The following is a 24,493-nucleotide window of genomic DNA, read 5'->3' on the forward strand; positions in this document are numbered from 1 at the left end:
AACCTGGAGAAATACATGAGTCGCTACCAACATACAAAAGGGCAGATAAACGATAACGCCATTGAGGCACTTCTGCATGACCCGCTTTTTCGTCAGCGAGTTGAAAAGAATAAGAAAGGGAAAGGAAGTTATCTGCGGAAAAACAAACATGCAAAAAAGGGCTTTCAGGAGGCCAGTGGCAAGCAAGCGAATCGCTTATTTACCACTGGCCTTCTTACTTTAAACGCGGCTGTTTTGTTCTTTCAGCAGGTCGCGAATTTCACTGAGTAATACTTCTTCTTTGCTCGGAGCCGGTGGCGCTTTCGGCTCTTCAGCCTGTTTGCGTTTCAGCTTATTAATCACTTTGATTGCCAGGAAGATCGCAAAAGCGACGATAATGAAATCAAACACGTTCTGAATGAATACGCCGTAATGCATCACAACAGCAGGCACGTCGCCCTGTGCTTCACGTAGTGTCAGCGCAAACTGTTTAAAGTCGATGCCGCCAATCAATAATCCCAGCGGTGGCATAATGATATCGGCCACCAGTGAAGAGACGATTTTGCCGAAAGCCGCACCGATAATTACACCGACTGCCAAATCGACAACATTCCCACGCATCGCGAATTCGCGAAACTCTTTTAACATACTCATAATCTTCTCCATGTGCTTTGCGTCACACTAAGTCTAACAACATACCTAACAATTTCCATTTGGGTAAATAAAATAACGTGTCTTGTTAGACCCTTACAATAAAGTGGAAATAAGAAGGGCGCTTAAATAAGCGCCCTGAAGGATTAAAGGAAGAAGGGGCTGGGCTGGAAGAGACGCTCGACATCAGTGATGTATTTTTTGTCGGTCAAAAACATAATCACGTGGTCGCCTTGCTCAATGCGCAAGTTATCATTAGCGATCATGACATCATCTCCACGAACTACCGCGCCGATGATCGTACCCGGCGGCAATTTGATCTCGTCGATCACACGACCCACCACCCGAGATGTCGTTTCATCGCCGTGAGCCACCGCTTCGATCGCTTCGGCGACGCCGCGACGCAGAGAAGAAACGCCGACGATATCCGCTTTTCGCACATGGCTCAGCAGCGCAGAAATAGTCGCCTGCTGAGGAGAGATGGCGATATCGATAACGCTGCCCTGGACCAGGTCAACATAGGCGCGACGCTGGATCAGCACCATCACCTTTTTTGCGCCCATCCGTTTGGCCAGCATCGCTGACATAATGTTGGCTTCATCATCGTTCGTGACGGCGATAAAGAGATCCACTTGATCAATGTGCTCTTCAGCAAGCAGTTCTTGATCCGATGCATCTCCGTAAAAAACGATCGTATTTTGCAGTTTCTCGGCAAGTTCCGCAGCCCGCTGCTGATCGCGCTCGATCAGTTTGACGCTGTAATCCTTTTCAAGCTGATGCGCCAGTCCGGCACCGATATTCCCGCCACCGACCAGCATGATCCGTTTATAGGGTTTCTCCAACCTTTGCAGCTCGCTCATTACCGCGCGAATATGCTGTGATGCGGCAATGAAGAAGACTTCGTCACCAGCCTCAACGATGGTCGAGCCCTGCGGGCGAATTGGCCGGTCATGACGGAAAATCGCCGCCACTCGCGTATCAATGTGCGGCATATGCTCGCGCATCGTGGAGAGCGCATTCCCAACCAGCGGCCCACCGTAATAGGCTTTTACGACCGCGAGGCTTACTTTGCCTTCAGCAAAATTGACCACCTGCAGCGCGCCCGGATATTCAATCAAGCGATAGATGCTGTCGATAACCAGCTGTTCTGGCGCAATCAGATGATCGATAGGCACGGCTTCGGAATGAAATAACTTATCCGCATCCCGAACATAATCGGGGGAGCGGATGCGCGCGATGCGGTTTGGCGTGTTAAACAGTGAAAACGCCACTTGGCAGGCAACCATATTGGTCTCATCAGAGCTTGTGACTGCGACCAGCATATCTGCATCATCGGCGCCCGCTTCGCGCAGCACGCGCGGGTGCGAACCGTGGCCCTGCACAACGCGTAGATCGAATTTGTCCTGCAGGCTATGCAGGCGATCGCCATTGGTATCGACAACGGTGATGTCGTTATTTTCACCGACCAGGTTTTCAGCCAGCGTACCGCCGACCTGTCCCGCACCCAGAATAATTATCTTCATCTGCTGTGACCCGTTGTCTCTCTCACTGTTTGATTAGCTTAGCGTAAAAGAAGCCGTCGCCCTCTTCGGCACCTGGCAGCTTCTGCAGGCCTGGCTCCTCCGGTGTTCCGGTTTCGCTCAGCTGCGCATCCGGGGTTCGCTTCAGGAACGCTGCGACCTGATAACTATTCTCTTGCGGTAAAATCGAGCAGGTTGCGTAAACCAACGTACCGCCACTTTTCAAATGAGGCCAGATAGCATCAAGGATTTCTGCTTGTAGCTGTGCCAGCTCGGAGATATCACGATCGCGACGCAGCCATTTAATATCAGGATGGCGGCGAATAACGCCCGTGGCTGAACAGGGCGCATCAAGCAAAATACGATCAAACTGTTCATCGCCGCACCACTGCGCAGGGAAGCGCCCATCACCCTGTTTCACCTCGGCTTTCATGCCGAGACGTTTCAGGTTGTCATAGATCCGTGACAAACGTTGTTCGTCGACATCAACTGCTAACACGCTAGCCTGTGGTGCCGCCTCAAGGATGTGGGTGGTTTTACCGCCCGGCGCGGCGCACAGATCGAGAATACGCTCGCCATTCTGCGGTGCAAGGAAGGTAATGCACCCCTGTGCCGCTGCGTCCTGAACCGTTACCCAGCCTTCGCTGAACCCCGGCAGAGACATTACCGGCGCTGCATTTGCCAGGCGCACTGCGTCCGGGTAATCGGTGTGAGTGAAACCCTGCTGCCCGCTCTCTTCAAGCAGTGCCAGCCAGCCATCACGCGTATGGTGCTGGCGATTGACGCGTAGCCACATCGGAGGGCGCTGATTACTGGCTTCAATAATCTCTGACCACTGCTGCGGATAGGCTTGTTGCACACGCTTTAACAGCCATGCCGGGAAAAGGTAACGATTTTCGCTGTTGGCGAACTCCGCCAGTAGCTCTTCCTGCTGGCGCTGAAACTGACGCAGCACGCCGTTAATCAACCCTTTCAACTGCGGGCGTTTAATGACCACCGCGCCTTCAACGGTTTCTGCCAGCGCCGCGTGGGCCGGAATGCGCGTATGCAACAGCTGGTATAACCCAACCATAATGAGATAGTGCACCGTCCGCTGCTTACCTGTCATTGGCCGTGACATCAGCTTATTAATAAGCCAGTCAAGCTGCGGCATGACGCGCAGCACGCCGAAGCAGAGCTCCTGCAGCAGCGCCTTATCTTTATCGGTCACTTTCTGTTGTAACGGCGGCAGGATATTGCTGAGCGATTGCCCTTGTTCAATAACCTGTTCAACTGCCTGCGCAGCCATGCTGCGTAAATTCATCTGTTTTTTCATAACCACAAAAATAAAAATGCCCGGCAGAACCGGGCTTAAATATGAGATCAGGCCAGACGGTTGCCTGGCACAAACCATTCCCGCCGCGAATTCAGCAGATCCTGCGCGCTCATCGCTTTTTTACCTGCGGGCTGCAGCGATTCAAGATTAAGTATGCCTTCTGCGGTTGCGACCTGAATCCCGGATTTCGATGCTTCAACAATCGTGCCGGGCTCAGCCTGTGTAGAAGAGGGAAGCACAGAGGCCTTCCATACTTTGATCGGCTGCTCATCAATCACAAACCAGCTCATCGGCCACGGATTGAATGCGCGAATGCAGCGCTCAAGTTGCTCTGCGCTCAACGACCAGTCCATACGCGCCTCGTCTTTGCTGAGCTTCTCTGCATAGGTGACCAGCTCTTCATCCTGGACTTGCGGCTGGGCTGTGCCTTGCGCCAGCTGCTGCAGCGTCTCAATAAGACCCTGCGGACCCAGCGCCGCCAGCTTATCGTAGAGCGTGGCGCTGGTATCTTCAGATGTTATCGGGCAGGCCAGTTTATAAAGCATGTCGCCCGTATCTAGACCCACATCCATCTGCATGATGGTGACGCCCGTTTGTGTGTCGCCGGCCCATAATGCACGCTGAATCGGCGCCGCACCGCGCCAGCGCGGTAGCAAGGAACCATGCACATTGATGCAGCCAAGACGCGGCATATCGAGCACGGCTTTAGGCAAAATCAGCCCATAGGCGACGACGACCATCACATCAGCATTCAAGTCGGCGACCAGCTGTTGGTTTTCCTGCTGACGTAAGGAGGCCGGTTGAAACACGGGCAAGCCTTTCTCTTCCGCCAGCACTTTCACCGGGCTGGGCATCAGTTTTTTACCCCGGCCAGCAGGGCGATCGGGTTGGGTAAAGACCCCTACGATCTCGTGTTCGGAAGAGAGCAGCGCGTCAAGATGACGCGCTGCAAAATCAGGAGTGCCGGCAAAAATAATACGTAGAGAATCTGACACGTTTATCCTTTTCTGCCCGCCTTAAGCGCGGCCGTTCATACGATCCAGTTTTTCGACTTTCTGGCGAATACGCTGGCGTTTCAGCGGAGACAGATAATCGATAAACAGTTTACCGATCAGATGATCCATTTCATGCTGAATACAAATGGCCAGCAGACCATCAGCTTCGAGTTCAAACGAATTGCCATTACGATCCAGCGCGCGGATTTTCACTTTTTCCGCTCGCGGAACAAGGGCGCGTTGTTCCGGAATAGAGAGGCAACCCTCTTCAATACCCGTTTCGCCGCTCTTTTCCAGCAATTCCGGGTTGATCAGCACCAGTTGCTCATCGCGATTTTCTGACACATCAATCACGATAATTCGCTGATGAATATCAACCTGCGTCGCCGCGAGACCAATGCCCTCTTCGGCGTACATCGTTTCGAACATATCATCAACGATACGTTGAATATCCGCATTCACTTCTTTTACCGGATCGGCGACTTTGCGAAGCCGCTCGTCCGGAATATGTAACACATGCAAAACTGCCATAAATATCCAGAGTTGTGTTCAGGAGTTGTAAAGAATATGCCCTCTATTCTAGACAAATCCCCTGGCGATTGACAGCATCAGTGACCGATCGCAAGGATTGCCGATACGGCTTATGGCAGGGGAGAGGGAATGACATCCACGGAAATTTGGCTACGTCTGATACAGGTTGGCGACCTCTCTGGCGACAAGTGGCTGAGCATCGCGCAGCAGCTGGAGATAAGCGGTGCTGTGACGGCTGCGGAGCTGCAGGTTTTAGGCTTGACGGTTGCGCAGACGCGCCGCTTTTTTTCCCTTTCAGCACGGGAACTCGATCGCTGTCTAAACTGGCTGGCGGACCCTCAACATCACATGATCGTGGCCAGCGATGCGGCTTATCCCGAACCGCTGCGCGCCATTGCTGATTACCCGGGCGCGCTGTTTGTTAAAGGCGATATTGCGGTATTGAAATCCCAGCAGTTAGCCGTCGTGGGTAGCCGTGCGCACTCCTGGTATGGCGAACGTTGGGGGCGTCTCTTTTGCGAATCGCTTGCGCGTGCAGGCTTAACCATTACCAGCGGAATGGCGCTGGGAATTGATAGCGTCGCCCATCGCGCCGCAATAAGCGTTGGCGGGAAAAGCATTGGTGTGCTGGGTAATGGGCTTTTTAGCCTTTATCCGCGCAGACACACTGCCCTTGCTTCTCAGTTGCTGGAGCAGGGTGGGGCGCTGGTCTCCGAGTTTCCGCTATCGGCGACCCCGAAACCGGGTCATTTTCCCCGTCGTAACCGGATTATTAGCGGTCTTAGTCGGGCAGTTTTTGTGATCGAGGCCGCATTACGCAGCGGTTCATTGGTGACGGCACGGCTCGCACTTGAGCAAGGGAGAGACGTTTTTGCATTACCGGGGGCCGTTGGCAGCCCCGGTAGCGAGGGGCCACATTGGCTATTAAAGCAGGGCGCGACGCCCGTTACATCGGCTGAAGAGATCCTCGAACATTTGCAATATGGGCTAAATTGGGTGGCGGAAACGCACGAAAATGCAATTTATCCTCCAGAAGGCGAAAAGGCGGCATTGCCATTTCCTGAGCTCCTGGCTAACGTAGGAGATGAGGTAACACCTGTTGACGTCGTCGCTGAACGTGCCGGCCAACCTGTGCCAGTGGCAGTTGCTCAATTGCTTGAACTGGAGTTAGCAGGATGGATCGCAGCTGTACCCGGCGGCTATGTCCGATTGAGGAGGGCAAGCCATGTTCGACGTACTAATGTACTTGTTTGAGACTTACATCCATAACGAAGCTGAATTGCGTGTGGATCAGGACAAACTGGAACGGGATCTTACCGACGCCGGATTTGATCGTGAGGATATCTACAACGCGCTTATGTGGCTGGAAAAGCTGGCTGATTATCAGGAAGGCCTCGCCGAACCGATGCAGCTTGCTTCTGATCCACTCTCCTTACGCATCTATACCGCAGAAGAGAGTGAAAGGCTGGATGCCAGTTGCCGGGGATTCCTGTTATTCCTGGAGCAGATTCAGGTGCTAAACCTCGAAACACGGGAAATGGTGATTGAGCGTGCGCTGGCGCTGGATAACGCAGAGTTCGAGCTGGAAGATCTTAAATGGGTCATCCTGATGGTGCTCTTTAATATTCCAGGGTGTGAAAACGCCTACCAGCAAATGGAAGAATTACTCTTTGAAGTGAATGAAGGTATGCTGCATTAACTGTTTTTGCAGCTTCAAGAGTTGTTATGACCAAATCAGCACTATTTACTGTGCGTAATAATGAGCCCTGCCCACAATGCGGGGCTGAACTTGTCATTCGCTCCGGGAAACACGGTCCGTTTCTCGGATGCTCTCATTATCCGGAGTGCGATTATGTACGTCCCCTGAAAAGTCAGGCAGACGGCCATATCGTTAAAGTTCTGGATGGTCAATTGTGCCCGCTTTGTGGTGCCGAGTTGGTGCTACGGCAAGGGCGCTTTGGTATGTTTATCGGATGCAGTCAATATCCGGCCTGCGAACACACCGAACTGATCGATAAGCCTGACGAAACGGCTATTAGCTGCCCGCAATGCCAAAGCGGACATCTTGTTCAGCGGCGGTCGCGTTACGGCAAAACCTTCTACTCCTGCGATCGTTATCCTGATTGCCAGTTCGTCATCAATTCCAGACCGGTAGCGGGTGAGTGCCCGGAATGTCACTACCCGTTGCTGACAGAGAAGAAAACCGCGCAGGGCGTTAAATGTTTCTGTGCCAATAAACAATGTGGAAAGCTGCTCCCAGCGGAATAAACTCGTGAAGAATAACCTGCCAAAAGATCCCATCGCCACAATGGTGGCGATCCTGAAAAAAGAAGAAGTCATCGCTTATCCCACAGAAGCCGTTTTCGGCGTTGGTTGCGATCCGGACAGTGAAATCGCCGTGCATCGCCTGCTTAAACTCAAGCAGAGGCCTGTCGAAAAAGGGTTGATACTGATTGCCGCTAATTTTGCGCAACTTAAACCCTATATTGATGACAGCATGCTTTCTGATACCCAACGTCAGGCAATTTTTGCCTGCTGGCCAGGTCCGGTGACATTTGTGTTTCCCGCAAAATCAACCACGCCGCGATGGCTAACTGGACGTTTTGATTCTCTTGCTGTGCGCGTCACCGACCATCCGCTGGTGGTTGAGTTGTGCGAGGCTTACGGCAAACCTCTGGTATCAACGAGTGCCAACTTATCTGGTCTGCCGCCGTGCAGAACAGCCCAGGAAGTTGTCGCTCAATTCGGACCAGATTTCCCGGTCGTCGATGTGCCGACTGGCGGCCGGCAGAATCCCTCCGAAATCCGTGATGCACTCACCGGTGAACTCTTCCGACAGGGGTAAATAGCATGGAACCGTATGTCGTTTTTGGAAATCCTGTCGCGCATAGCAAGTCGCCACTTATACATCAGCAATTCGCCAGCCAGATGCAAATCGATCACCCCTATGGGAAAGCACTCGCCCCTGTTGATGATTTTGTTAATACGCTAAATGCTTTTTTTGATAAGGGAGGCAAGGGAGCAAATGTCACCGTGCCTTTTAAAGAAGAGGCTTTTGCGCGTGCGGATGAGCTGACGGAACGCGCTGCGCTGGCAGGGGCAGTTAACACCCTTAAACGACTCGATGACGGGCGCTTGCTCGGTGATAACACAGATGGCATCGGGCTCTTAAGCGATCTGCAACGGCTGGCATTTATCCGCCCCGGTTCGCGCGTTCTGCTGGTGGGCGCGGGTGGTGCGGCGCGTGGGGTGATCTTGCCCCTCTTATCACTCGATTGTGCTTTAACTATCACCAACCGCACCTGGTCTCGCGCACAAACGTTAGCTGAGCTCTTTGCCCATACCGGAAGCATAGAGGCGGCGGAGATGGAGTCGCTTGTAGAGCGGGAGTTTGATCTCATCATCAATGCGACTTCTAGCGGGATGGGGGGGGATATTCCGGCGCTACCGCAAGCAATTATTCGCCCGCAGACTTACTGCTACGACATGTTTTATCAGAAAGGCAGCACACCGTTCCTGGCCTGGTGCGAAAAGCTTGGCGCCGTGAATCGCGCTGACGGCCTCGGAATGCTGGTGGGGCAAGCGGCGCACGCTCTGTTTTTGTGGCATGGCGTATTGCCAGAAGTTGAACCTGTTATCGCAATGCTTAAACAGGAGCTGGCGAAATGAACCAGGCAATCCAGTTTCCCGATCGCGAAGAGTGGCATGACTCCACACAGGCGATCGTTTTTCCCGCGCTGGTTAACGGCATGCAGATGATGTGTGCAATAAAGAGCTCAGTACTGGCGCAGCGTTTCGGTGGCAATACGCCAGAGGATTACCTTTCGCTTTTTCGCCAGCATCGCTGGGATCTGGAAGAGGAGGCGGAGCAGTGCATCCGCCGCCAGGAAGAGGACGATCAGGGCGTAATCTGGCTCTCCTGAGTAAGATACTCATCCTTCCATTTCACATAGTTATTGGCCGAGTATTTCAAACCTTCGATTTCGGCCTCCGTCAGGGGGCGAATCTGTTTTACCGGGCTGCCCAGATAAAGGTAGCCGCTCTCCAGGCGCTTATTCTGTGGTACCAGGCTGCCTGCGCCAATCATAACCTCATCTTCAATCACGGCTCCATCCAGCACAATTGATCCCATCCCGACCAGCACGCGATGACCGATGGTGCAGCCATGCAGCATTACTTTATGGCCCACCGTGACATCCTCTCCTATAAGCAGTGGATTGCCTTCAGGGTTGTAGGAGGACTTATGCGTAACGTGCAGAACGCTACCGTCCTGAATATTTGTGCGTGCGCCAATCTCTACATAATTGACGTCACCCCGAATCACTACCAGCGGCCAAATGCCGACATCCTCTGCCATTCTTACATCGCCAACGACGACGCTGGTGGGATCAACCATGACGCGTTGACCAATAGTTGGGAAAAGATCCTTATAAGGACGCAGTACAGTAGACATAACACCTCACTTCAATCGGGCCAGAGTTATCACTTTGATCGCGGGATCCGCCTTCTGCAACTGTTTTATGGTGCATAAACTGTGCAGATCGCATGAGATCTCAGCGAAAAGGGCGAAAAAACAGCAGTCGGAAAAAAAGATCGCAAAAAGACTTGTGCTAAAAAATGGGATCCCTATAATGCGCCTCCGTTGACACGACAACGTGAATCACTTCACCAGATAGTCGCTTCAACGGAAGAGAAAAAATCCTGAAATTCAGGGTTGACTCTGAAAGAGGAAAGCGTAATATACGCCACCTCGCGACAGAGCGCTGAAGCGCGTCGCAACTGCTCTTTAACAATTTATCAGACAATCTGTGTGGGCACTCAGGTGACATGGATTCTTAATGTCCTCGGACACTAAATGAATACCAAGTCTCACGGGTGAACACGTAATTCATTACGGTTTAATTCGATGAGCATCAAACTTTAAATTGAAGAGTTTGATCATGGCTCAGATTGAACGCTGGCGGCAGGCCTAACACATGCAAGTCGAACGGTAACAGGAAGCAGCTTGCTGCTTCGCTGACGAGTGGCGGACGGGTGAGTAATGTCTGGGAAACTGCCTGATGGAGGGGGATAACTACTGGAAACGGTAGCTAATACCGCATAACGTCGCAAGACCAAAGAGGGGGACCTTCGGGCCTCTTGCCATCAGATGTGCCCAGATGGGATTAGCTAGTAGGTGGGGTAACGGCTCACCTAGGCGACGATCCCTAGCTGGTCTGAGAGGATGACCAGCCACACTGGAACTGAGACACGGTCCAGACTCCTACGGGAGGCAGCAGTGGGGAATATTGCACAATGGGCGCAAGCCTGATGCAGCCATGCCGCGTGTATGAAGAAGGCCTTCGGGTTGTAAAGTACTTTCAGCGGGGAGGAAGGCGATGCGGTTAATAACCGCGTCGATTGACGTTACCCGCAGAAGAAGCACCGGCTAACTCCGTGCCAGCAGCCGCGGTAATACGGAGGGTGCAAGCGTTAATCGGAATTACTGGGCGTAAAGCGCACGCAGGCGGTCTGTCAAGTCGGATGTGAAATCCCCGGGCTCAACCTGGGAACTGCATCCGAAACTGGCAGGCTTGAGTCTCGTAGAGGGGGGTAGAATTCCAGGTGTAGCGGTGAAATGCGTAGAGATCTGGAGGAATACCGGTGGCGAAGGCGGCCCCCTGGACGAAGACTGACGCTCAGGTGCGAAAGCGTGGGGAGCAAACAGGATTAGATACCCTGGTAGTCCACGCCGTAAACGATGTCGACTTGGAGGTTGTGCCCTTGAGGCGTGGCTTCCGGAGCTAACGCGTTAAGTCGACCGCCTGGGGAGTACGGCCGCAAGGTTAAAACTCAAATGAATTGACGGGGGCCCGCACAAGCGGTGGAGCATGTGGTTTAATTCGATGCAACGCGAAGAACCTTACCTGGTCTTGACATCCACAGAACTTTCCAGAGATGGATTGGTGCCTTCGGGAACTGTGAGACAGGTGCTGCATGGCTGTCGTCAGCTCGTGTTGTGAAATGTTGGGTTAAGTCCCGCAACGAGCGCAACCCTTATCCTTTGTTGCCAGCGGTTAGGCCGGGAACTCAAAGGAGACTGCCAGTGATAAACTGGAGGAAGGTGGGGATGACGTCAAGTCATCATGGCCCTTACGACCAGGGCTACACACGTGCTACAATGGCGCATACAAAGAGAAGCAATCTCGCGAGAGCTAGCGGACCTCATAAAGTGCGTCGTAGTCCGGATTGGAGTCTGCAACTCGACTCCATGAAGTCGGAATCGCTAGTAATCGTGAATCAGAATGTCACGGTGAATACGTTCCCGGGCCTTGTACACACCGCCCGTCACACCATGGGAGTGGGTTGCAAAAGAAGTAGGTAGCTTAACCTTCGGGAGGGCGCTTACCACTTTGTGATTCATGACTGGGGTGAAGTCGTAACAAGGTAACCGTAGGGGAACCTGCGGTTGGATCACCTCCTTACCTTAAAGAACCTTTCCCTGCAGTGTCCACACAGATTGTCTGATGAAAAGTAAATAGCAAGGCGTCTTGCGATTGAGACTTTGTGTCCCCTTCGTCTAGAGGCCCAGGACACCGCCCTTTCACGGCGGTAACAGGGGTTCGAATCCCCTAGGGGACGCCACTTGCTGGTTTGTGAGTGAAAGTCACCTGCCGATGTATCTCAAACCTGATTCCTGTGTGAACAGTGAGTCATGTCTGAGATATTTGCTCTTTAAAAATCTGGATCAAGCTGAAAATTGAAACACAGAACAATGCGAATTGTTCCGTGAGTCTCTCAAATTTTCGCAACTGAGGGTGTTTTACGAAACATCTTCGGGTTGTGAGGTTAAGCGACTAAGCGTACACGGTGGATGCCCTGGCAGTCAGAGGCGATGAAGGACGTGCTAATCTGCGAAAAGCGCCGGTAAGGTGATATGAACCGTTACAGCCGGCGATGTCCGAATGGGGAAACCCAGTGCAATCCGTTGCACTATCACAGCATGAATACATAGTGCTGTGAGGCGAACCGGGGGAACTGAAACATCTAAGTACCCCGAGGAAAAGAAATCAACCGAGATTCCCCCAGTAGCGGCGAGCGAACGGGGAACAGCCCAGAGCCTGAATCAGCCTGAGTGTTAGTGGAAGCGTCTGGAAAGTCGCGCGATACAGGGTGACAGCCCCGTACACAAAAGCACTCTGGCTGTGAGCTCGATGAGTAGGGCGGGACACGTGGTATCCTGTCTGAATATGGGGGGACCATCCTCCAAGGCTAAATACTCCTGACTGACCGATAGTGAACCAGTACCGTGAGGGAAAGGCGAAAAGAACCCCGGCGAGGGGAGTGAAACAGAACCTGAAACCGTGTACGTACAAGCAGTGGGAGCCTCTTTTATGGGGTGACTGCGTACCTTTTGTATAATGGGTCAGCGACTTATATTCTGTAGCAAGGTTAACCGTATAGGGGAGCCGCAGGGAAACCGAGTCTTAACTGGGCGTTAAGTTGCAGGGTATAGACCCGAAACCCGGTGATCTAGCCATGGGCAGGTTGAAGGTTGGGTAACACTAACTGGAGGACCGAACCGACTAATGTTGAAAAATTAGCGGATGACCTGTGGCTGGGGGTGAAAGGCCAATCAAACCGGGAGATAGCTGGTTCTCCCCGAAAGCTATTTAGGTAGCGCCTCGTGAATTCATCTCCGGGGGTAGAGCACTGTTTCGGCTAGGGGGCCATCCCGGCTTACCAACCCGATGCAAACTACGAATACCGGAGAATGTTATCACGGGAGACACACGGCGGGTGCTAACGTCCGTCGTGAAGAGGGAAACAACCCAGACCGCCAGCTAAGGTCCCAAAGTCATGGTTAAGTGGGAAACGATGTGGGAAGGCCCAGACAGCCAGGATGTTGGCTTAGAAGCAGCCATCATTTAAAGAAAGCGTAATAGCTCACTGGTCGAGTCGGCCTGCGCGGAAGATGTAACGGGGCTAAACCATGCACCGAAGCTGCGGCAGCGACACTATGTGTTGTTGGGTAGGGGAGCGTTCTGTAAGCCGTCGAAGGTGTGCTGTGAGGCATGCTGGAGGTATCAGAAGTGCGAATGCTGACATAAGTAACGATAAAGCGGGTGAAAAGCCCGCTCGCCGGAAGACCAAGGGTTCCTGTCCAACGTTAATCGGGGCAGGGTGAGTCGACCCCTAAGGCGAGGCCGAAAGGCGTAGTCGATGGGAAACAGGTTAATATTCCTGTACTTGGTGTTACTGCGAAGGGGGGACGGAGAAGGCTATGTCGGCCGGGCGACGGTTGTCCCGGTTTAAGCGTGTAGGTGTGTGTTCCAGGTAAATCCGGTTCACTTTAACACTGAGGCGTGATGACGAGGCACTACGGTGCTGAAGTGACAAATGCCCTGCTTCCAGGAAAAGCCTCTAAGCATCAGGTAACACGAAATCGTACCCCAAACCGACACAGGTGGTCAGGTAGAGAATACCAAGGCGCTTGAGAGAACTCGGGTGAAGGAACTAGGCAAAATGGTGCCGTAACTTCGGGAGAAGGCACGCTGGTGTGTAGGTGAAGTGACTTGCTCACGGAGCTGAAACCAGTCGAAGATACCAGCTGGCTGCAACTGTTTATTAAAAACACAGCACTGTGCAAACACGAAAGTGGACGTATACGGTGTGACGCCTGCCCGGTGCCGGAAGGTTAATTGATGGGGTCAACCGCAAGGTGAAGCTCTTGATCGAAGCCCCGGTAAACGGCGGCCGTAACTATAACGGTCCTAAGGTAGCGAAATTCCTTGTCGGGTAAGTTCCGACCTGCACGAATGGCGTAATGATGGCCAGGCTGTCTCCACCCGAGACTCAGTGAAATTGAACTCGCTGTGAAGATGCAGTGTACCCGCGGCAAGACGGAAAGACCCCGTGAACCTTTACTATAGCTTGACACTGAACATTGAGCCTTGATGTGTAGGATAGGTGGGAGGCTTTGAAGCGTGGACGCCAGTCTGCGTGGAGCCAACCTTGAAATACCACCCTTTAATGTTTGATGTTCTAACGTGGACCCGTGATCCGGGTTGCGGACAGTGTCTGGTGGGTAGTTTGACTGGGGCGGTCTCCTCCTAAAGCGTAACGGAGGAGCACGAAGGTCAGCTAATCCTGGTCGGACATCAGGAGGTTAGTGCAATGGCATAAGCTGGCTTGACTGCGAGCGTGACGGCGCGAGCAGGTGCGAAAGCAGGTCATAGTGATCCGGTGGTTCTGAATGGAAGGGCCATCGCTCAACGGATAAAAGGTACTCCGGGGATAACAGGCTGATACCGCCCAAGAGTTCATATCGACGGCGGTGTTTGGCACCTCGATGTCGGCTCATCACATCCTGGGGCTGAAGTAGGTCCCAAGGGTATGGCTGTTCGCCATTTAAAGTGGTACGCGAGCTGGGTTTAGAACGTCGTGAGACAGTTCGGTCCCTATCTGCCGTGGGCGCTGGAGAATTGAGGGGGGCTGCTCCTAGTACGAGAGGACCGGAGTGGACGCATCACTGGTGTTCGGGTTGTCATGCCAATGGCACTGCCCGGTAGCTAAATGCGGAAGAGATAAGTGCTGAAAGCATCTAAGCACGAAACTTGCCCCGAGATGAGTTCTCCCTGAGACTTTAAGTCTCCTGAAGGAACGTTGAAGACGACGACGTTGATAGGCCGGGTGTGTAAGCGCAGCGATGCGTTGAGCTAACCGGTACTAATGAACCGTGAGGCTTAACCTTACAACGCCGAAGATGTTTTGGCGGAAGAGAGACAGATTTTCAGCTGATACCAGATTAGTTGTGCGGCGACATGCGGCATGACAACAGAATTTGCCTGGCGGCACTAGCGCGGTGGTCCCACCTGACCCCATGCCGAACTCAGAAGTGAAACGCCGTAGCGCCGATGGTAGTGTGGGGTCTCCCCATGCGAGAGTAGGGAACTGCCAGGCATCAAATTTAGTGTGCTGATATGGCTCAGTTGGTAGAGCGCACCCTTGGTAAGGGTGAGGTCCCCAGTTCGACTCTGGGTATCAGCACCAGTTATAACGGTTTAAAAGTTCGGCAATAAGAAAAGAATTTGCCTGGCGGCACTAGCGCGGTGGTCCCACCTGACCCCATGCCGAACTCAGAAGTGAAACGCCGTAGCGCCGATGGTAGTGTGGGGTCTCCCCATGCGAGAGTAGGGAACTGCCAGGCATCAAATAAAGCAGAAGGCCTCGTCGAAAGACGGGGCCTTTTGTCATTCTGGATCCAGCTAAACCCGACGATAAAAAAGGCCGCCCATTAGGTAGCCTTAACCGAAAACACGCGGCAATCAATGAATAACCTGCGATAAAAATGCCCGCGTACGCTCTGATTTTGGTTGTGCAAAGAACTCATCGGGCGCTGCCTGCTCTACGATCTCACCGCGATCCATAAAGATCACCCGATCCGCGACGGTGCGGGCAAAACCCATCTCATGGGTCACGCACAGCATCGTCATACCCGACTGCGCAAGCCCAATCATGGTATCGAGTACTTCCTTCACCATTTCCGGATCCAGCGCCGAGGTGGGCTCATCGAAAAGCATAATTTTCGGCTTCATACAGAGCGAGCGCGCAATCGCGACGCGCTGCTGCTGCCCGCCCGAAATCTGCCCCGGGAACTTATGCGCATGCTCGGCAATACGTACCCGCTCCAGATAGTGCATTGCCAGCGCTTCCGCCTCTTTCTTCGGCATCTTGCGCACCCATATGGGTGCCAGCGTACAGTTTTGCAAAACCGTTAGATGGGGGAAAAGATTGAAGTGCTGGAAAACCATCCCCACTTCCTGGCGGATTTTTTCGATATTGCGAATATCCTCATTCAGCTCAATACCGTCCACCACAATACGCCCCTGCTGATGCTCTTCCAGGTGGTTGATACAGCGAATGGTGGTCGACTTTCCTGATCCTGACGGGCCACAAAGTACAATTCTTTCCCCCTGCTTCACATGCAAATTAATATCTTTCAAAACATGGAATTGCCCGTACCACTTATTCACATTTTCGAGCGTGATCATCGCGTCGCCAGATTGCATTGTTGTATTACTCATCATCATCCTCAGTGCGGTGTACGCCCGGTGTTAAAGCGCTTCTCCAGATGCTGGCTATAGCGCGACATGCTGAAACAGAAAACCCAATAGACTAACGCAGCAAACACATACCCTTCCGTCGACATCCCAAGCCAGTCGGGATCGACCGTCGCCTGCTGCACGCTGCTAAAGAGATCAAACAGGCCAATGATGATCACAAGGCTGGTATCTTTAAACAGCGCAATAATGGTGTTCACCAGGCCCGGGATCACCAGCTTTAACGCCTGCGGCAGGATCACCAGCCCCTGCGTCTTCCAGTAGCCCAGCGCCAGCGACTCGGCCGCTTCATACTGCCCCTTCGGTAGCGCCTGCAAACCGCCGCGAACCACTTCTGCCACATAGGCGGACTGGAACATGATCACCCCAACCAGCGCGCGGATCAGCTTATCGATGGTGGTGCCTTCAGACATAAACAGCGGCAGCATTACTGAAGACATAAACAGCACCGTAATCAGCGGTACGCCGCGCCAGAACTCAATAAACATCACCGACAATATCCGCACTACCGGCATCGTTGAGCGTCGACCCAGCGCCAGCAAAATCCCCAGCGGCAGAGCGCCGGCAATGCCGACCGAGGCGATAATTAGCGTCAGCGTCAGGCCGCCCCACTGGCGGGTCTCAACGCGCTCCAGCCCGAAAAAGCCGCCAAACATCAGCCACCAAACAACCAGCGGATAGAGCACCGCCCAGCAGGCAATGTAGCGTCCGCGTCGCGGCATCCCTTTCCAGAACATTGGTACGATAGAGAGCAGGCCAACAATCAGCGCCAGGTTGATTCGCCAGCGCTGGTCATGTGGGTAGAGCCCATACATAAACTGGCCGAAGCGTTGATGGATAAACACCCAGCAGGCGCCCGCTTTGGTGCAGTCCGCGCGAGTCGAGCCGACCCAGTTCGCCTGGAACAGCGCCCACTGCAGCAGCGGCGGGATAAGCTCCCACATCATCCACAGGCAAAAGAGCGTCAGCAGGGAGTTTGACCAGCTTGAAAAGAGATTTTTACGCACCCACAGCAGCATGCCGTTATTTCCCGATGGCAGCGGGCGCGTGGAGGGCGACACAATAGCTTTTGTCATCATTGATCCTCAGCGCTCAATCAGGGCAATACGGCGGTTATAGATATTCATCAGCAGCGAAATGGAGAGGCTGATAAGCAGATAGACCGACATGGTAATGGCGATGGTTTCAATGGCCTGGCCGGTCTGATTCAGCACCGTACCGGCAAATAGCGACACCATATCGGGGTAGCCGATCGCCGCCGCCAGCGATGAGTTTTTCGCAATATTGAGATACTGGCTGGTCAGCGGTGGAATGATCACCCGCAGCGCCTGGGGAATAATCACCTGCCGCAGCGTGACAGGATTAGGCAGGCCAAGGGAACGCGCCGCCTCTTGCTGCCCGTGCGGCACCGACTGGATGCCGGAGCGAATAATCTCAGCAATAAAGGCTGAGGTATAAACCGAAAGCGCGATAGTCAGCGCCGCCAGCTCCGGGATCAGCACCATGCCGCCGCGGAAGTTAAAGCCGCGCAGCTGCGGCACTTCCCAATGCAGCGCCGCACCGAACAGCGCATGCGCCATCAGCGGCAGCACAATAATCAGCCCCAGCGCGGTCGGCCAGGTTCGCCGCAGCTGGCCGGTCTTGATCTGGTGCGCTTTATTAAAGCGAAACAGTCCAACGGTAATGGCCGCCGCCAGCACCAGCGCGCCGATAAAGGCAAGCATCCCTTCGCCCACTTGCGGTGAGGGGATATAGAGTCCACGGTTGCTGAGAAAGACCAGCTCCATGGCATTTACCGCCTGGCGCGGACCGGGCAGGTTGCGCAGTACCGCAAAATACCAGAAGAAGATCTGCAACAGCGGGGGAATATTGCGAAATGTCTCGATATAGATCGTCGACAGCTTTCGCAGCAGCCAGTTTTCAGAAAGCCTTGCAAGACCAAGGAAAAAGCCCAGCAGTGAAGCGAAGACAATACAGAGCGCCGAGACCAGCAGCGTATTCAGTAAACCGACCAGGAACACTCGTCCGTAGGTGTCGCCCTGTTCATAATCAATCAGATGCTGAACAATGCCAAAACCGGCCGCGCGGTCGAGGAAGGCGAAGCCGGAGGTAATACCCCGGTTGTTGAGGTTAGTCACCGCGTTATGGAGCAGATAGAGGGCAACAACAACCACGACGATAATCGCCAGGATTTGAAACAGCCAGGCGCGAACCGCAGGGTTTGAAAGGGAGAGCGCGCCTTTCACGGTTGGGCGGCGATGGGGCATAGAGAAAACCTCAGTAACCATAATTCTGGACTGGGCGTCACCGCAGAGTGACGCCCGTTACGGCAGCAGCGGATTAACGCACCGGTGGAGCGTACTGAATCCCGCCGTTATTCCAGAGGTTATTCTGGCCACGTTTGATTTTCAGCGAGCTTTCAGAACCGACGTTACGTTCGAAGACTTCGGAGTAGTTACCAACCTTCTTAATAATGTTGTAAGCCCACTTGTTATCGAGTTTAAGATCTTTGCCGAAGTCGCCCTCTTTCCCGAGCAGGTGCGCCATATCTGGCGTTGCAGGGTTTGCCACTTTCTCATCGACGTTCTTCGAGGTAATGCCCATCTCTTCGGCATTCAGCATGGCGAAGAGCGTCCAGCGCACGATGGCGAACCAGTCATCGTCACCGCGGCGTACCACCGGGCCGAGCGGCTCTTTAGAGATCACTTCCGGCAAGACGATCCACTCTGCCGGGTTGCTCAGCTTGATACGCAGCGCATAGAGCTGAGACTGATCGGAAGCCAGCGTATCGCAGCGGCCGGATTCCAGCGCCTTCGCCGACTCGTCAGAGCGGTCAAAGGTCACCGGGGTGTAGCTCATTTTGTTGGATTTAAAGTAATCCGCCACGTTCAGCTCGGTATCAGTCCCGGCCTGAATACAAACGGTTGCGCCATCAAGCTCTTTAGCGCTCTTCAGGCCCGCTTTGTTATGGGTCAGGAAGCCGATGCCGTCATAGTAGGTCACGCCGGTAAACGAAAGCCCCATACCGCCATCACGCGAAGAGGTCCAGGTGGTATTGCGCGAGAGCATATCCACTTCGCCGGATTGCAGCGCCGTAAAGCGCTCTTTCGCCGTCAGCGGGGTATATTTCACTTTGCTGTCATCGCCGAAAAGGGCGGCGGCAACGCCACGGCAGATATCCACGTCGATACCGGTGAATTTCCCGTTTGCATCCGCATAAGAGAAACCAGGCAGACCATCACTGATCCCGCACTGAACAAACCCTTTCTTTTTGACAGCATCAAGCGTTGTACCTGCATGCGCCTGGCTGGCGACAGCAAACAGCACGCCGGCAGCGGCCAGGCTGGCGATCATCATCTTTTTCATAATGCATCCTGTGTGGCGAAAATTATCGTTATATGGGGCGTCCGGGTAACGCCTGAACCTGTCTGTGGCGAAGGCCGCAGTGGATATAGCAAAGGTGATGCCAGGTTGGTTTATGCAGGGTATTTAAGGAATCAAACAGGTTTCAGGATGAGTGTAGACAGGAAAGTGGAGAAGCAATGCCCCGGGCTGGTGCAAAAATAGAACGCACTCCACAAAATGGAGCAAAACAGCGTCGTTAATTCGCTATTTCTGCCAGACAAGTTTCGCAGGTGAATATAAGCATTAAATACGATGGGGTTGATTTGTGAATGTAATCACGTAAGACAAACAACAGCGTCGGAATGGCATTATGAAATATAAAAAAGTGATGCTTATAACGGGAACCGATGCACGTTTTCGATAGCAAAAGCGGTGAAATAAAAAATTGCTGCACCGTTATAAAGCAAAAGCGCGGAAAACCGCGCTTAAGAGAACTATTTGGTGAGGGCCACAATACCGAGCGTTAAGCCGGCAAGGGCTGCCGCGCCGCCGGCGATAGCGCCTGCTGTTTCCCAGTTATCCTGCGTGGTGCCTTTCACACAGGTGTTGGTATGCACCAGGCGGCCCTGATCGTCATAGACCGGTACGCAAGGTGAGTCGTGTGCACAGCCCGCGAGGAAGGTTGCCAGCAGGGCGACGGAGATCATTTTTTTCATTGTAATTACCTCTATTTAACCGCGACTCTTGATATCAACAGTCGCAATATCTGGTCAGTATCTATGGCTTGATTTTATCATTCAGTAAAACAGATTCACCGGGGCAATAATGTCCGGATATGTACTTTGTAAACTTGATGAAGTTAAAAAGGGTATTTAAGCGAAATTGTGCAGAAATTATGGAGACGAGATAAATAAAAGTGAGATTCAGAAAAAAGGAAGATAAAAGAAGGCGTTTAAAAGCGTAAACAGCGCTTAAGGGCATGAGAATAATCTAATTTCTCACTGACGTAAAATAAAAGCGTCCGCAGACGCCTTTATTTAATCATTAAATTCACGTCACCGTTTCAGTGGGGGCGAGACTCTTCCCTTGTGCGGTAATCGTTTCTGCACTGACCGGTTTACCTAAGAGATAGCCCTGCAACGTATTGCAGCCCAGCTCGGTGAGAAATGCCTGCTGTTCTTCCGTCTCGACGCCCTCTGCCACAACTTTGAGGTTCAGCGTTCTGGCTAACGCGACGATCGCGGAAACAATCGTGGCATCTTCTCCCTCCTGGCCCAGTTCGCGGACAAACGCGCGATCGATCTTCAGCTCGCACGCCGGCAGACGCTTAAGATAAAGCAGGCTCGAATAACCGGTCCCGAAGTCGTCAATCGATGCTTTCACGCCTGCGTCACTCAACTCGGTTAGCACCCGCACACTCTCATCGGGGTTACTCATCGCCGTCGTTTCAGTTACTTCAAGGATCAGCTGCTCAGGCGGAACATTATGTCTGCTCAGCGTGCCCAGAATGGTTTGTACCAGCGCGCTATGCTCGAACTGTAATGTCGAAAGGTTAACGGCTATCGTCCAGTCCGTATGTCCCTGCTGGCGCCATTCGCTGAGCTGGCGGCAGGCCTCATCGATCACCCAGTCACCGAGCGGAACAATCAAGCCAGTTTTCTCCGCCAGCGGTAAAAAGAGATCCGGGCTCAGCACACCCTGTTGGGGATGGTGCCAGCGCAACAGCGCCTCAAAACCGACAACCGGCCCGGAAGGTGCCTGGAATTTAGGTTGGTAAACGAGGCGGAACTCCTGACGCTCCAGCGCCATCCACAAATCATTCAGCAGCTGCAGCTGGGTTTGCGCCAGCCGGTTCATTGAGGGCTGAAAGAAGTGATAGCCGTTACGGCCCATATGTTTGGTGTGATACATCGCAGCATCGGCGTTGAACATCAATTCGCGCTCATTTTTGCCATCGTCAGGGTAGAGCGCGATACCGATACTCAGTGTCACCATCACATCATAGGGATCAATAGTAAAAGGGCGATCGACAGCGCGGATGAGCGAACTGGCGATCGTGGCGGCATCGTCCGGTGCGGCAATCTCAGCCAGCAGCACGAACTCATCGCCGCCAATGCGCGCCAGCGTATATTGCCCCTGCAGTTGTTGAGTAAGCCGCTCGGTTACCGCCACCAGTAACTTATCGCCGACATCATGTCCCCATGCGTCGTTGACCGTTTTAAAGCCGTCGAGATCCATAAACATCAGCGCAAACGCGCGCTCTTCACGGCGCGCTTTATTGATTGCCTGCTCAATGCGATCTTCCAGCAGGACGCGGTTTGGCAGGCGCGTTAAGGTGTCATGAAGCGCCAGCCTCGCCAGCTCGCGGTTTGCCGCCGCAAGTGAAGTGGCAAGCAGCGACGTGCGCGCCTGTAAACGAGCATCAAACATCGAAACCAGTAAAGTAATGCCGAGCACGGAAAAGGCCATCATGCTGACCAGCACGGCAAGCCAGTTGTTATTGAAGCCGTGATGCACCATTGCAATGTGATGATGCTGGAAGGGGATCTGCGCTGCCATCATTCCGGTGTAGTGCATGCCGGTGATGGCCAGCCCCATTAAGATGGCTGCGCCAAAGCGCATAAGCGCAACCTGAGCCGCTTCGTGGCGCAGGCGGAAGGTGAGCCATAACGCGGCGAAAGAGGCCGCCAGGGCAATCAGTATAGAGAGGGCGATCCAGCCTTTGTGCCAGACAATTGGCGGGGAAACCTGTAGCGCCGCCATACCGGTGTAATGCATCGCGGCAATGCCGAGACCCATTACGACAGAGCCAGGAATCAGCCGACGCAGGTGCAGCTTTGGCGCGCTAACCAGCCACAACGCAAACAGCGAGGAGCCAATGGCGATCGCCATCGATAAGCCGGTGAGAACAGGCTCGTAGCGCATGTTCATCGACATATTCATCGCCAGCATGCCGATAAAGTGCATCGCCCAGATGCCGATGCCCATCGCCACGCCGCCGCCGCACAGCCATACCCAGGATGAGGCACCGCTGCTGGTGGAGACGCGTCCGGCCATATTCAGGGCGGTATAAGAGGCCAGAATGGCTACAACAAACGAAACAACAACAAGGATATAGTCGTATTGGCTAACCAGCATGATGTCATCAACTCATTCACTAATGGCGTTACGTATTGCTACGGTCGTAGAGGCGAAAAGGGCTGAGACATTATCACTGTCCGGGAAGGACTCAAATCGATTTAAATCCCTGCGTTAATCAAGGCGATCGCTGCATTTTACCAAATATCGCAGCAAGCAATCACTTAGAGAGAATCGCAGTGAACCAGTTTGAGTGGATTGACGGAGTTCATATTGCGGCATTTATTAATGTCAGTGGTCAGATACTCGATCCACTGCATGATTAAGCCATCCAGCGCAAAGATCGAGAGAGCGAAAACCAGCAGCCACCCATATTTGCGAATCATTCCGTCTCTCCCTTTTTTGCAACCATTTGCGGAAAATATACACGATTTTGCGCTGAGGTAATGCCGATGAAAGCGCTCTTTTTAGCGTCATTTCAGGCAATAAAAAAGGCGCTTACCCATGCCGGTCAGCGCCTTTTTATCAATACCACTCACTGACGAATCAGTTCATGCCGTATTTTTTCAGTTTTTTACGCAGCGTACCGCGGTTGATGCCCATCATCAGCGCCGCGCGGGTCTGATTACCACGGGTGTATTGCATCACCATGTCCAACAGTGGCTGTTCTACTTCAGCCAGTACCAGCTCATAGAGGTCATTAACATCCTGACCGTTCAGTTGAGCAAAATAGTTCTTCAGTGCCTGTTTTACCGAGTCACGGAGCGGTTTTTGGGTTACCTGATCCTGAGAGTTAACGGTAGAAACGGTCAGTACGTCAGAATTTACGCGTTGTTCGAACATAGTTCTGTCAGCTCTTTATTTCTGTTTACGCAAAATTTTCGAAGTATGCCTCCAACGCCTCCAGCTGTTCGCTGGCATTCTCAATGGCGTTGAATGTGCGCCGAAACTGGTCATTCGGGGCGTGCTCCTGGAGATACCAGGAGACGTGTTTACGTGCAATTCGGTAACCTTTTGCCTGACCGTAAAAGTCATGCAGTTCCCGAACGTGCGCGCAAAGCAAGCGCTTAACCTCTGCCAGTGGCAGCGGAGCCAGCAGCTCCCCAGTGTCCAGATAGTGCTGGATTTCCCGAAAGATCCAGGGTCTTCCCTGAGCTGCGCGGCCTATCATCAGGGCATCCGCCCCCGTATAGTCGAGCACAGCTCTGGCTTTAAGCGGGTCAGTAATGTCGCCATTCGCGATAATCGGAATGGAAACTTTCTGCTTAACTGCCCGAATCGTGTCGTACTCAGCTTCTCCATTGAACAAACAGGCGCGGGTGCGTCCATGAATGGTCAGAGCCTGAATGCCACACTCTTCAGCCAGTTGGGCAATCTCTACGCAGTTACGGTGCTCAGGGGCCCAGCCTGTGCGAATCTTCAGGGTTACAGGAACATCCACTGCGCCAACCACCGCGGTGAGGATCGATTTCACCAAATCCGGGTGCTGCAACAGGGCGGAACCTGCAAGCTTGCGATTCACCTTTTTAGCCGGACAGCCCATATTGATATCAATAATTTGAGCGCCACTTTCCACGTTAATACGTGCGGCTTGGGCCATCTCTTCCGGGTCGCTGCCCGCAATTTGCACGGTGCGAATACCGGGCTCATCAATGTGCACCATCCGCAGTCGTGATTTGTCGCTTTCCCAAACCTGCGGGTTAGACGACATCATCTCGGATACGGTTAAACCGGCTCCCATCTCGTAGCACAGCGTCCGGAAAGGTCTGTCAGTAATGCCAGCCATGGGCGCTGCGATCAGGCGATTTCTAAGCTGGTGGTGTCCGATGCGCATGAGTTAAGAAATGACCATACTGTGACTGCAAGGCGGCGTATATTACGCATTTTTTGCACGAGATGAAAGGCCAAACTTTGAGCAATCCACTGTTGTAGATCAAGGAATAGCCAGTCCTGGCGAGGCAAACAGGCATTACATCA

At 53.1% G+C, this 24,493-nt stretch carries 22 protein-coding genes, 2 tRNA genes and 4 rRNA genes; 13 read left to right on the forward strand and 15 right to left on the reverse strand.

Features of this window, described 5'->3' with window-relative positions:
* Positions 1–15 precede the first annotated feature (15 nt).
* Positions 16–270 (forward strand): alternative ribosome-rescue factor A, encoded by a 255-nt coding sequence (locus ACWPW2_RS16640; protein ID WP_454124246.1) that lies wholly within the window; start codon positions 16–18, stop codon positions 268–270.
* Here the strand turns inward: ACWPW2_RS16640 and mscL are convergent.
* From mscL to def, 5 genes are all read right to left on the reverse strand, one after another.
* On the reverse strand, positions 220–633 hold the full coding sequence (gene mscL / locus ACWPW2_RS16645; RefSeq protein ID WP_023479411.1) for a large-conductance mechanosensitive channel protein MscL: 414 nt from the start codon (positions 631–633) through the stop codon (positions 220–222). The genes ACWPW2_RS16640 and mscL overlap by 51 nt on opposite strands.
* 143 nt (positions 634–776) lie before the next feature.
* Positions 777–2,153 carry a Trk system potassium transporter TrkA gene (trkA, locus tag ACWPW2_RS16650; RefSeq protein ID WP_023479428.1) on the reverse strand — a complete coding sequence of 459 codons (1,377 nt, stop codon included), beginning with the start codon at positions 2,151–2,153 and terminating at the stop codon, positions 777–779.
* A gap of 22 nt (positions 2,154–2,175) precedes the next feature.
* Positions 2,176–3,465 (reverse strand): 16S rRNA (cytosine(967)-C(5))-methyltransferase RsmB, encoded by a 1,290-nt coding sequence (gene rsmB / locus ACWPW2_RS16655; RefSeq protein WP_454124248.1) that lies wholly within the window; start codon positions 3,463–3,465, stop codon positions 2,176–2,178.
* A gap of 47 nt (positions 3,466–3,512) precedes the next feature.
* Positions 3,513–4,460 carry a methionyl-tRNA formyltransferase gene (gene fmt / locus ACWPW2_RS16660; RefSeq protein ID WP_279794949.1) on the reverse strand — a complete coding sequence of 316 codons (948 nt, stop codon included), beginning with the start codon at positions 4,458–4,460 and terminating at the stop codon, positions 3,513–3,515.
* A gap of 21 nt (positions 4,461–4,481) precedes the next feature.
* Complete coding sequence (gene def / locus ACWPW2_RS16665) at positions 4,482–4,991, reverse strand: peptide deformylase (RefSeq protein WP_454124251.1); 510 nt, start codon at positions 4,989–4,991, stop codon at positions 4,482–4,484.
* Positions 4,992–5,120: 129 nt separating this feature from the next.
* On the opposite strand from def, the gene dprA reads away from it, so the two are divergent.
* Genes dprA through ACWPW2_RS16695 form a run of 6 tightly spaced genes read left to right on the forward strand, consistent with a single transcriptional unit; the run spans position 5,121 to position 8,914 of the window.
* The gene (gene dprA / locus ACWPW2_RS16670; protein ID WP_454124253.1) at positions 5,121–6,245 is read left to right on the forward strand and encodes a DNA-protecting protein DprA; all 1,125 of its coding nucleotides are present in this window, start codon (positions 5,121–5,123) and stop codon (positions 6,243–6,245) included.
* Entirely contained in the window at positions 6,217–6,690 is a 474-nt protein-coding gene (gene smg, locus ACWPW2_RS16675; protein ID WP_023479416.1) for a DUF494 family protein Smg, read from the forward strand. Before dprA ends, smg begins: the two co-directional genes overlap by 29 nt.
* Positions 6,691–6,716: 26 nt before the next feature.
* The gene (locus ACWPW2_RS16680; protein WP_124967151.1) at positions 6,717–7,259 is read left to right on the forward strand and encodes a DNA topoisomerase family protein; all 543 of its coding nucleotides are present in this window, start codon (positions 6,717–6,719) and stop codon (positions 7,257–7,259) included.
* Positions 7,260–7,263: 4 nt separating this feature from the next.
* Complete coding sequence (gene tsaC / locus ACWPW2_RS16685) at positions 7,264–7,836, forward strand: L-threonylcarbamoyladenylate synthase type 1 TsaC (RefSeq protein ID WP_454124256.1); 573 nt, start codon at positions 7,264–7,266, stop codon at positions 7,834–7,836.
* A gap of 5 nt (positions 7,837–7,841) precedes the next feature.
* Positions 7,842–8,660 (forward strand): shikimate dehydrogenase, encoded by an 819-nt coding sequence (gene aroE / locus ACWPW2_RS16690; RefSeq protein ID WP_454124258.1) that lies wholly within the window; start codon positions 7,842–7,844, stop codon positions 8,658–8,660.
* A complete protein-coding gene (locus ACWPW2_RS16695) occupies positions 8,657–8,914 on the forward strand; it encodes a DUF1488 family protein (protein ID WP_139967063.1) in 258 nt (85 codons plus the stop codon). The genes aroE and ACWPW2_RS16695 overlap by 4 nt, the downstream gene beginning before the upstream one ends.
* On the opposite strand, the gene ACWPW2_RS16700 is transcribed toward ACWPW2_RS16695, so the two are convergent.
* A complete protein-coding gene (locus tag ACWPW2_RS16700; RefSeq protein WP_200581497.1) occupies positions 8,890–9,444 on the reverse strand; it encodes a gamma carbonic anhydrase family protein in 555 nt (184 codons plus the stop codon). The genes ACWPW2_RS16695 and ACWPW2_RS16700 overlap by 25 nt on opposite strands.
* A gap of 469 nt (positions 9,445–9,913) precedes the next feature.
* Between ACWPW2_RS16700 and ACWPW2_RS16705 the strand changes: the two genes are divergently transcribed.
* The 6 genes from ACWPW2_RS16705 to rrf (ACWPW2_RS16730) all read left to right on the forward strand — a co-directional run bounded on the left by ACWPW2_RS16705 (position 9,914) and on the right by rrf (ACWPW2_RS16730) (position 15,180).
* Positions 9,914–11,455, forward strand: a 16S ribosomal RNA gene (locus ACWPW2_RS16705).
* Between the two features lie 84 nt (positions 11,456–11,539).
* Positions 11,540–11,615: transfer RNA gene (locus tag ACWPW2_RS16710), tRNA-Glu, on the forward strand.
* 202 nt (positions 11,616–11,817) lie between these two features.
* Positions 11,818–14,724, forward strand: a 23S ribosomal RNA gene (locus ACWPW2_RS16715).
* Positions 14,725–14,817: 93 nt separating this feature from the next.
* Positions 14,818–14,933, forward strand: a 5S ribosomal RNA gene (gene rrf / locus ACWPW2_RS16720).
* A 14-nt stretch (positions 14,934–14,947) separates the two neighbouring features.
* Positions 14,948–15,023 (forward strand) — tRNA-Thr (locus tag ACWPW2_RS16725).
* 41 nt (positions 15,024–15,064) lie between these two features.
* Positions 15,065–15,180, forward strand: a 5S ribosomal RNA gene (gene rrf / locus ACWPW2_RS16730).
* Together the 16S, 23S and 5S rRNA genes with 2 tRNA genes alongside form the textbook arrangement of a ribosomal RNA operon.
* Before the next feature lie 118 nt (positions 15,181–15,298).
* Here the strand turns inward: rrf (ACWPW2_RS16730) and ACWPW2_RS16735 are convergent.
* The 9 genes from ACWPW2_RS16735 to dusB form a co-directional block, all read right to left on the reverse strand.
* The gene (locus ACWPW2_RS16735) at positions 15,299–16,057 is read right to left on the reverse strand and encodes an amino acid ABC transporter ATP-binding protein (RefSeq protein WP_054803019.1); all 759 of its coding nucleotides are present in this window, start codon (positions 16,055–16,057) and stop codon (positions 15,299–15,301) included.
* Between the two features lie 8 nt (positions 16,058–16,065).
* Positions 16,066–17,112, reverse strand: coding sequence for an amino acid ABC transporter permease (locus ACWPW2_RS16740; RefSeq protein WP_454125258.1), 1,047 nt, complete (start codon positions 17,110–17,112; stop codon positions 16,066–16,068).
* Between the two features lie 66 nt (positions 17,113–17,178).
* A complete protein-coding gene (locus ACWPW2_RS16745; RefSeq protein ID WP_454124262.1) occupies positions 17,179–18,360 on the reverse strand; it encodes an amino acid ABC transporter permease in 1,182 nt (393 codons plus the stop codon).
* Between the two features lie 73 nt (positions 18,361–18,433).
* Positions 18,434–19,459, reverse strand: coding sequence for an amino acid ABC transporter substrate-binding protein (locus tag ACWPW2_RS16750; protein WP_454124264.1), 1,026 nt, complete (start codon positions 19,457–19,459; stop codon positions 18,434–18,436).
* Positions 19,460–19,932: 473 nt separating this feature from the next.
* The gene (locus ACWPW2_RS16755) at positions 19,933–20,154 is read right to left on the reverse strand and encodes a lipoprotein (protein ID WP_023480815.1); all 222 of its coding nucleotides are present in this window, start codon (positions 20,152–20,154) and stop codon (positions 19,933–19,935) included.
* 334 nt (positions 20,155–20,488) lie between these two features.
* Positions 20,489–22,576: a bifunctional diguanylate cyclase/phosphodiesterase gene (locus ACWPW2_RS16760; RefSeq protein ID WP_454124267.1), complete on the reverse strand. Its 2,088-nt coding sequence runs from the start codon at positions 22,574–22,576 to the stop codon at positions 20,489–20,491.
* Between the two features lie 164 nt (positions 22,577–22,740).
* The gene (locus tag ACWPW2_RS16765) at positions 22,741–22,902 is read right to left on the reverse strand and encodes a DUF2556 family protein (RefSeq protein WP_023480928.1); all 162 of its coding nucleotides are present in this window, start codon (positions 22,900–22,902) and stop codon (positions 22,741–22,743) included.
* A gap of 160 nt (positions 22,903–23,062) precedes the next feature.
* Positions 23,063–23,359: a DNA-binding transcriptional regulator Fis gene (gene fis, locus ACWPW2_RS16770; protein ID WP_000462905.1), complete on the reverse strand. Its 297-nt coding sequence runs from the start codon at positions 23,357–23,359 to the stop codon at positions 23,063–23,065.
* Positions 23,360–23,384: 25 nt separating this feature from the next.
* Positions 23,385–24,350 (reverse strand): tRNA dihydrouridine synthase DusB, encoded by a 966-nt coding sequence (gene dusB, locus ACWPW2_RS16775; RefSeq protein WP_034813628.1) that lies wholly within the window; start codon positions 24,348–24,350, stop codon positions 23,385–23,387.
* Between the last annotated feature and the right edge of the window lie 143 nt (positions 24,351–24,493).

Source organism: Kosakonia sp. Marseille-Q7440 (genome assembly GCF_965119485.1).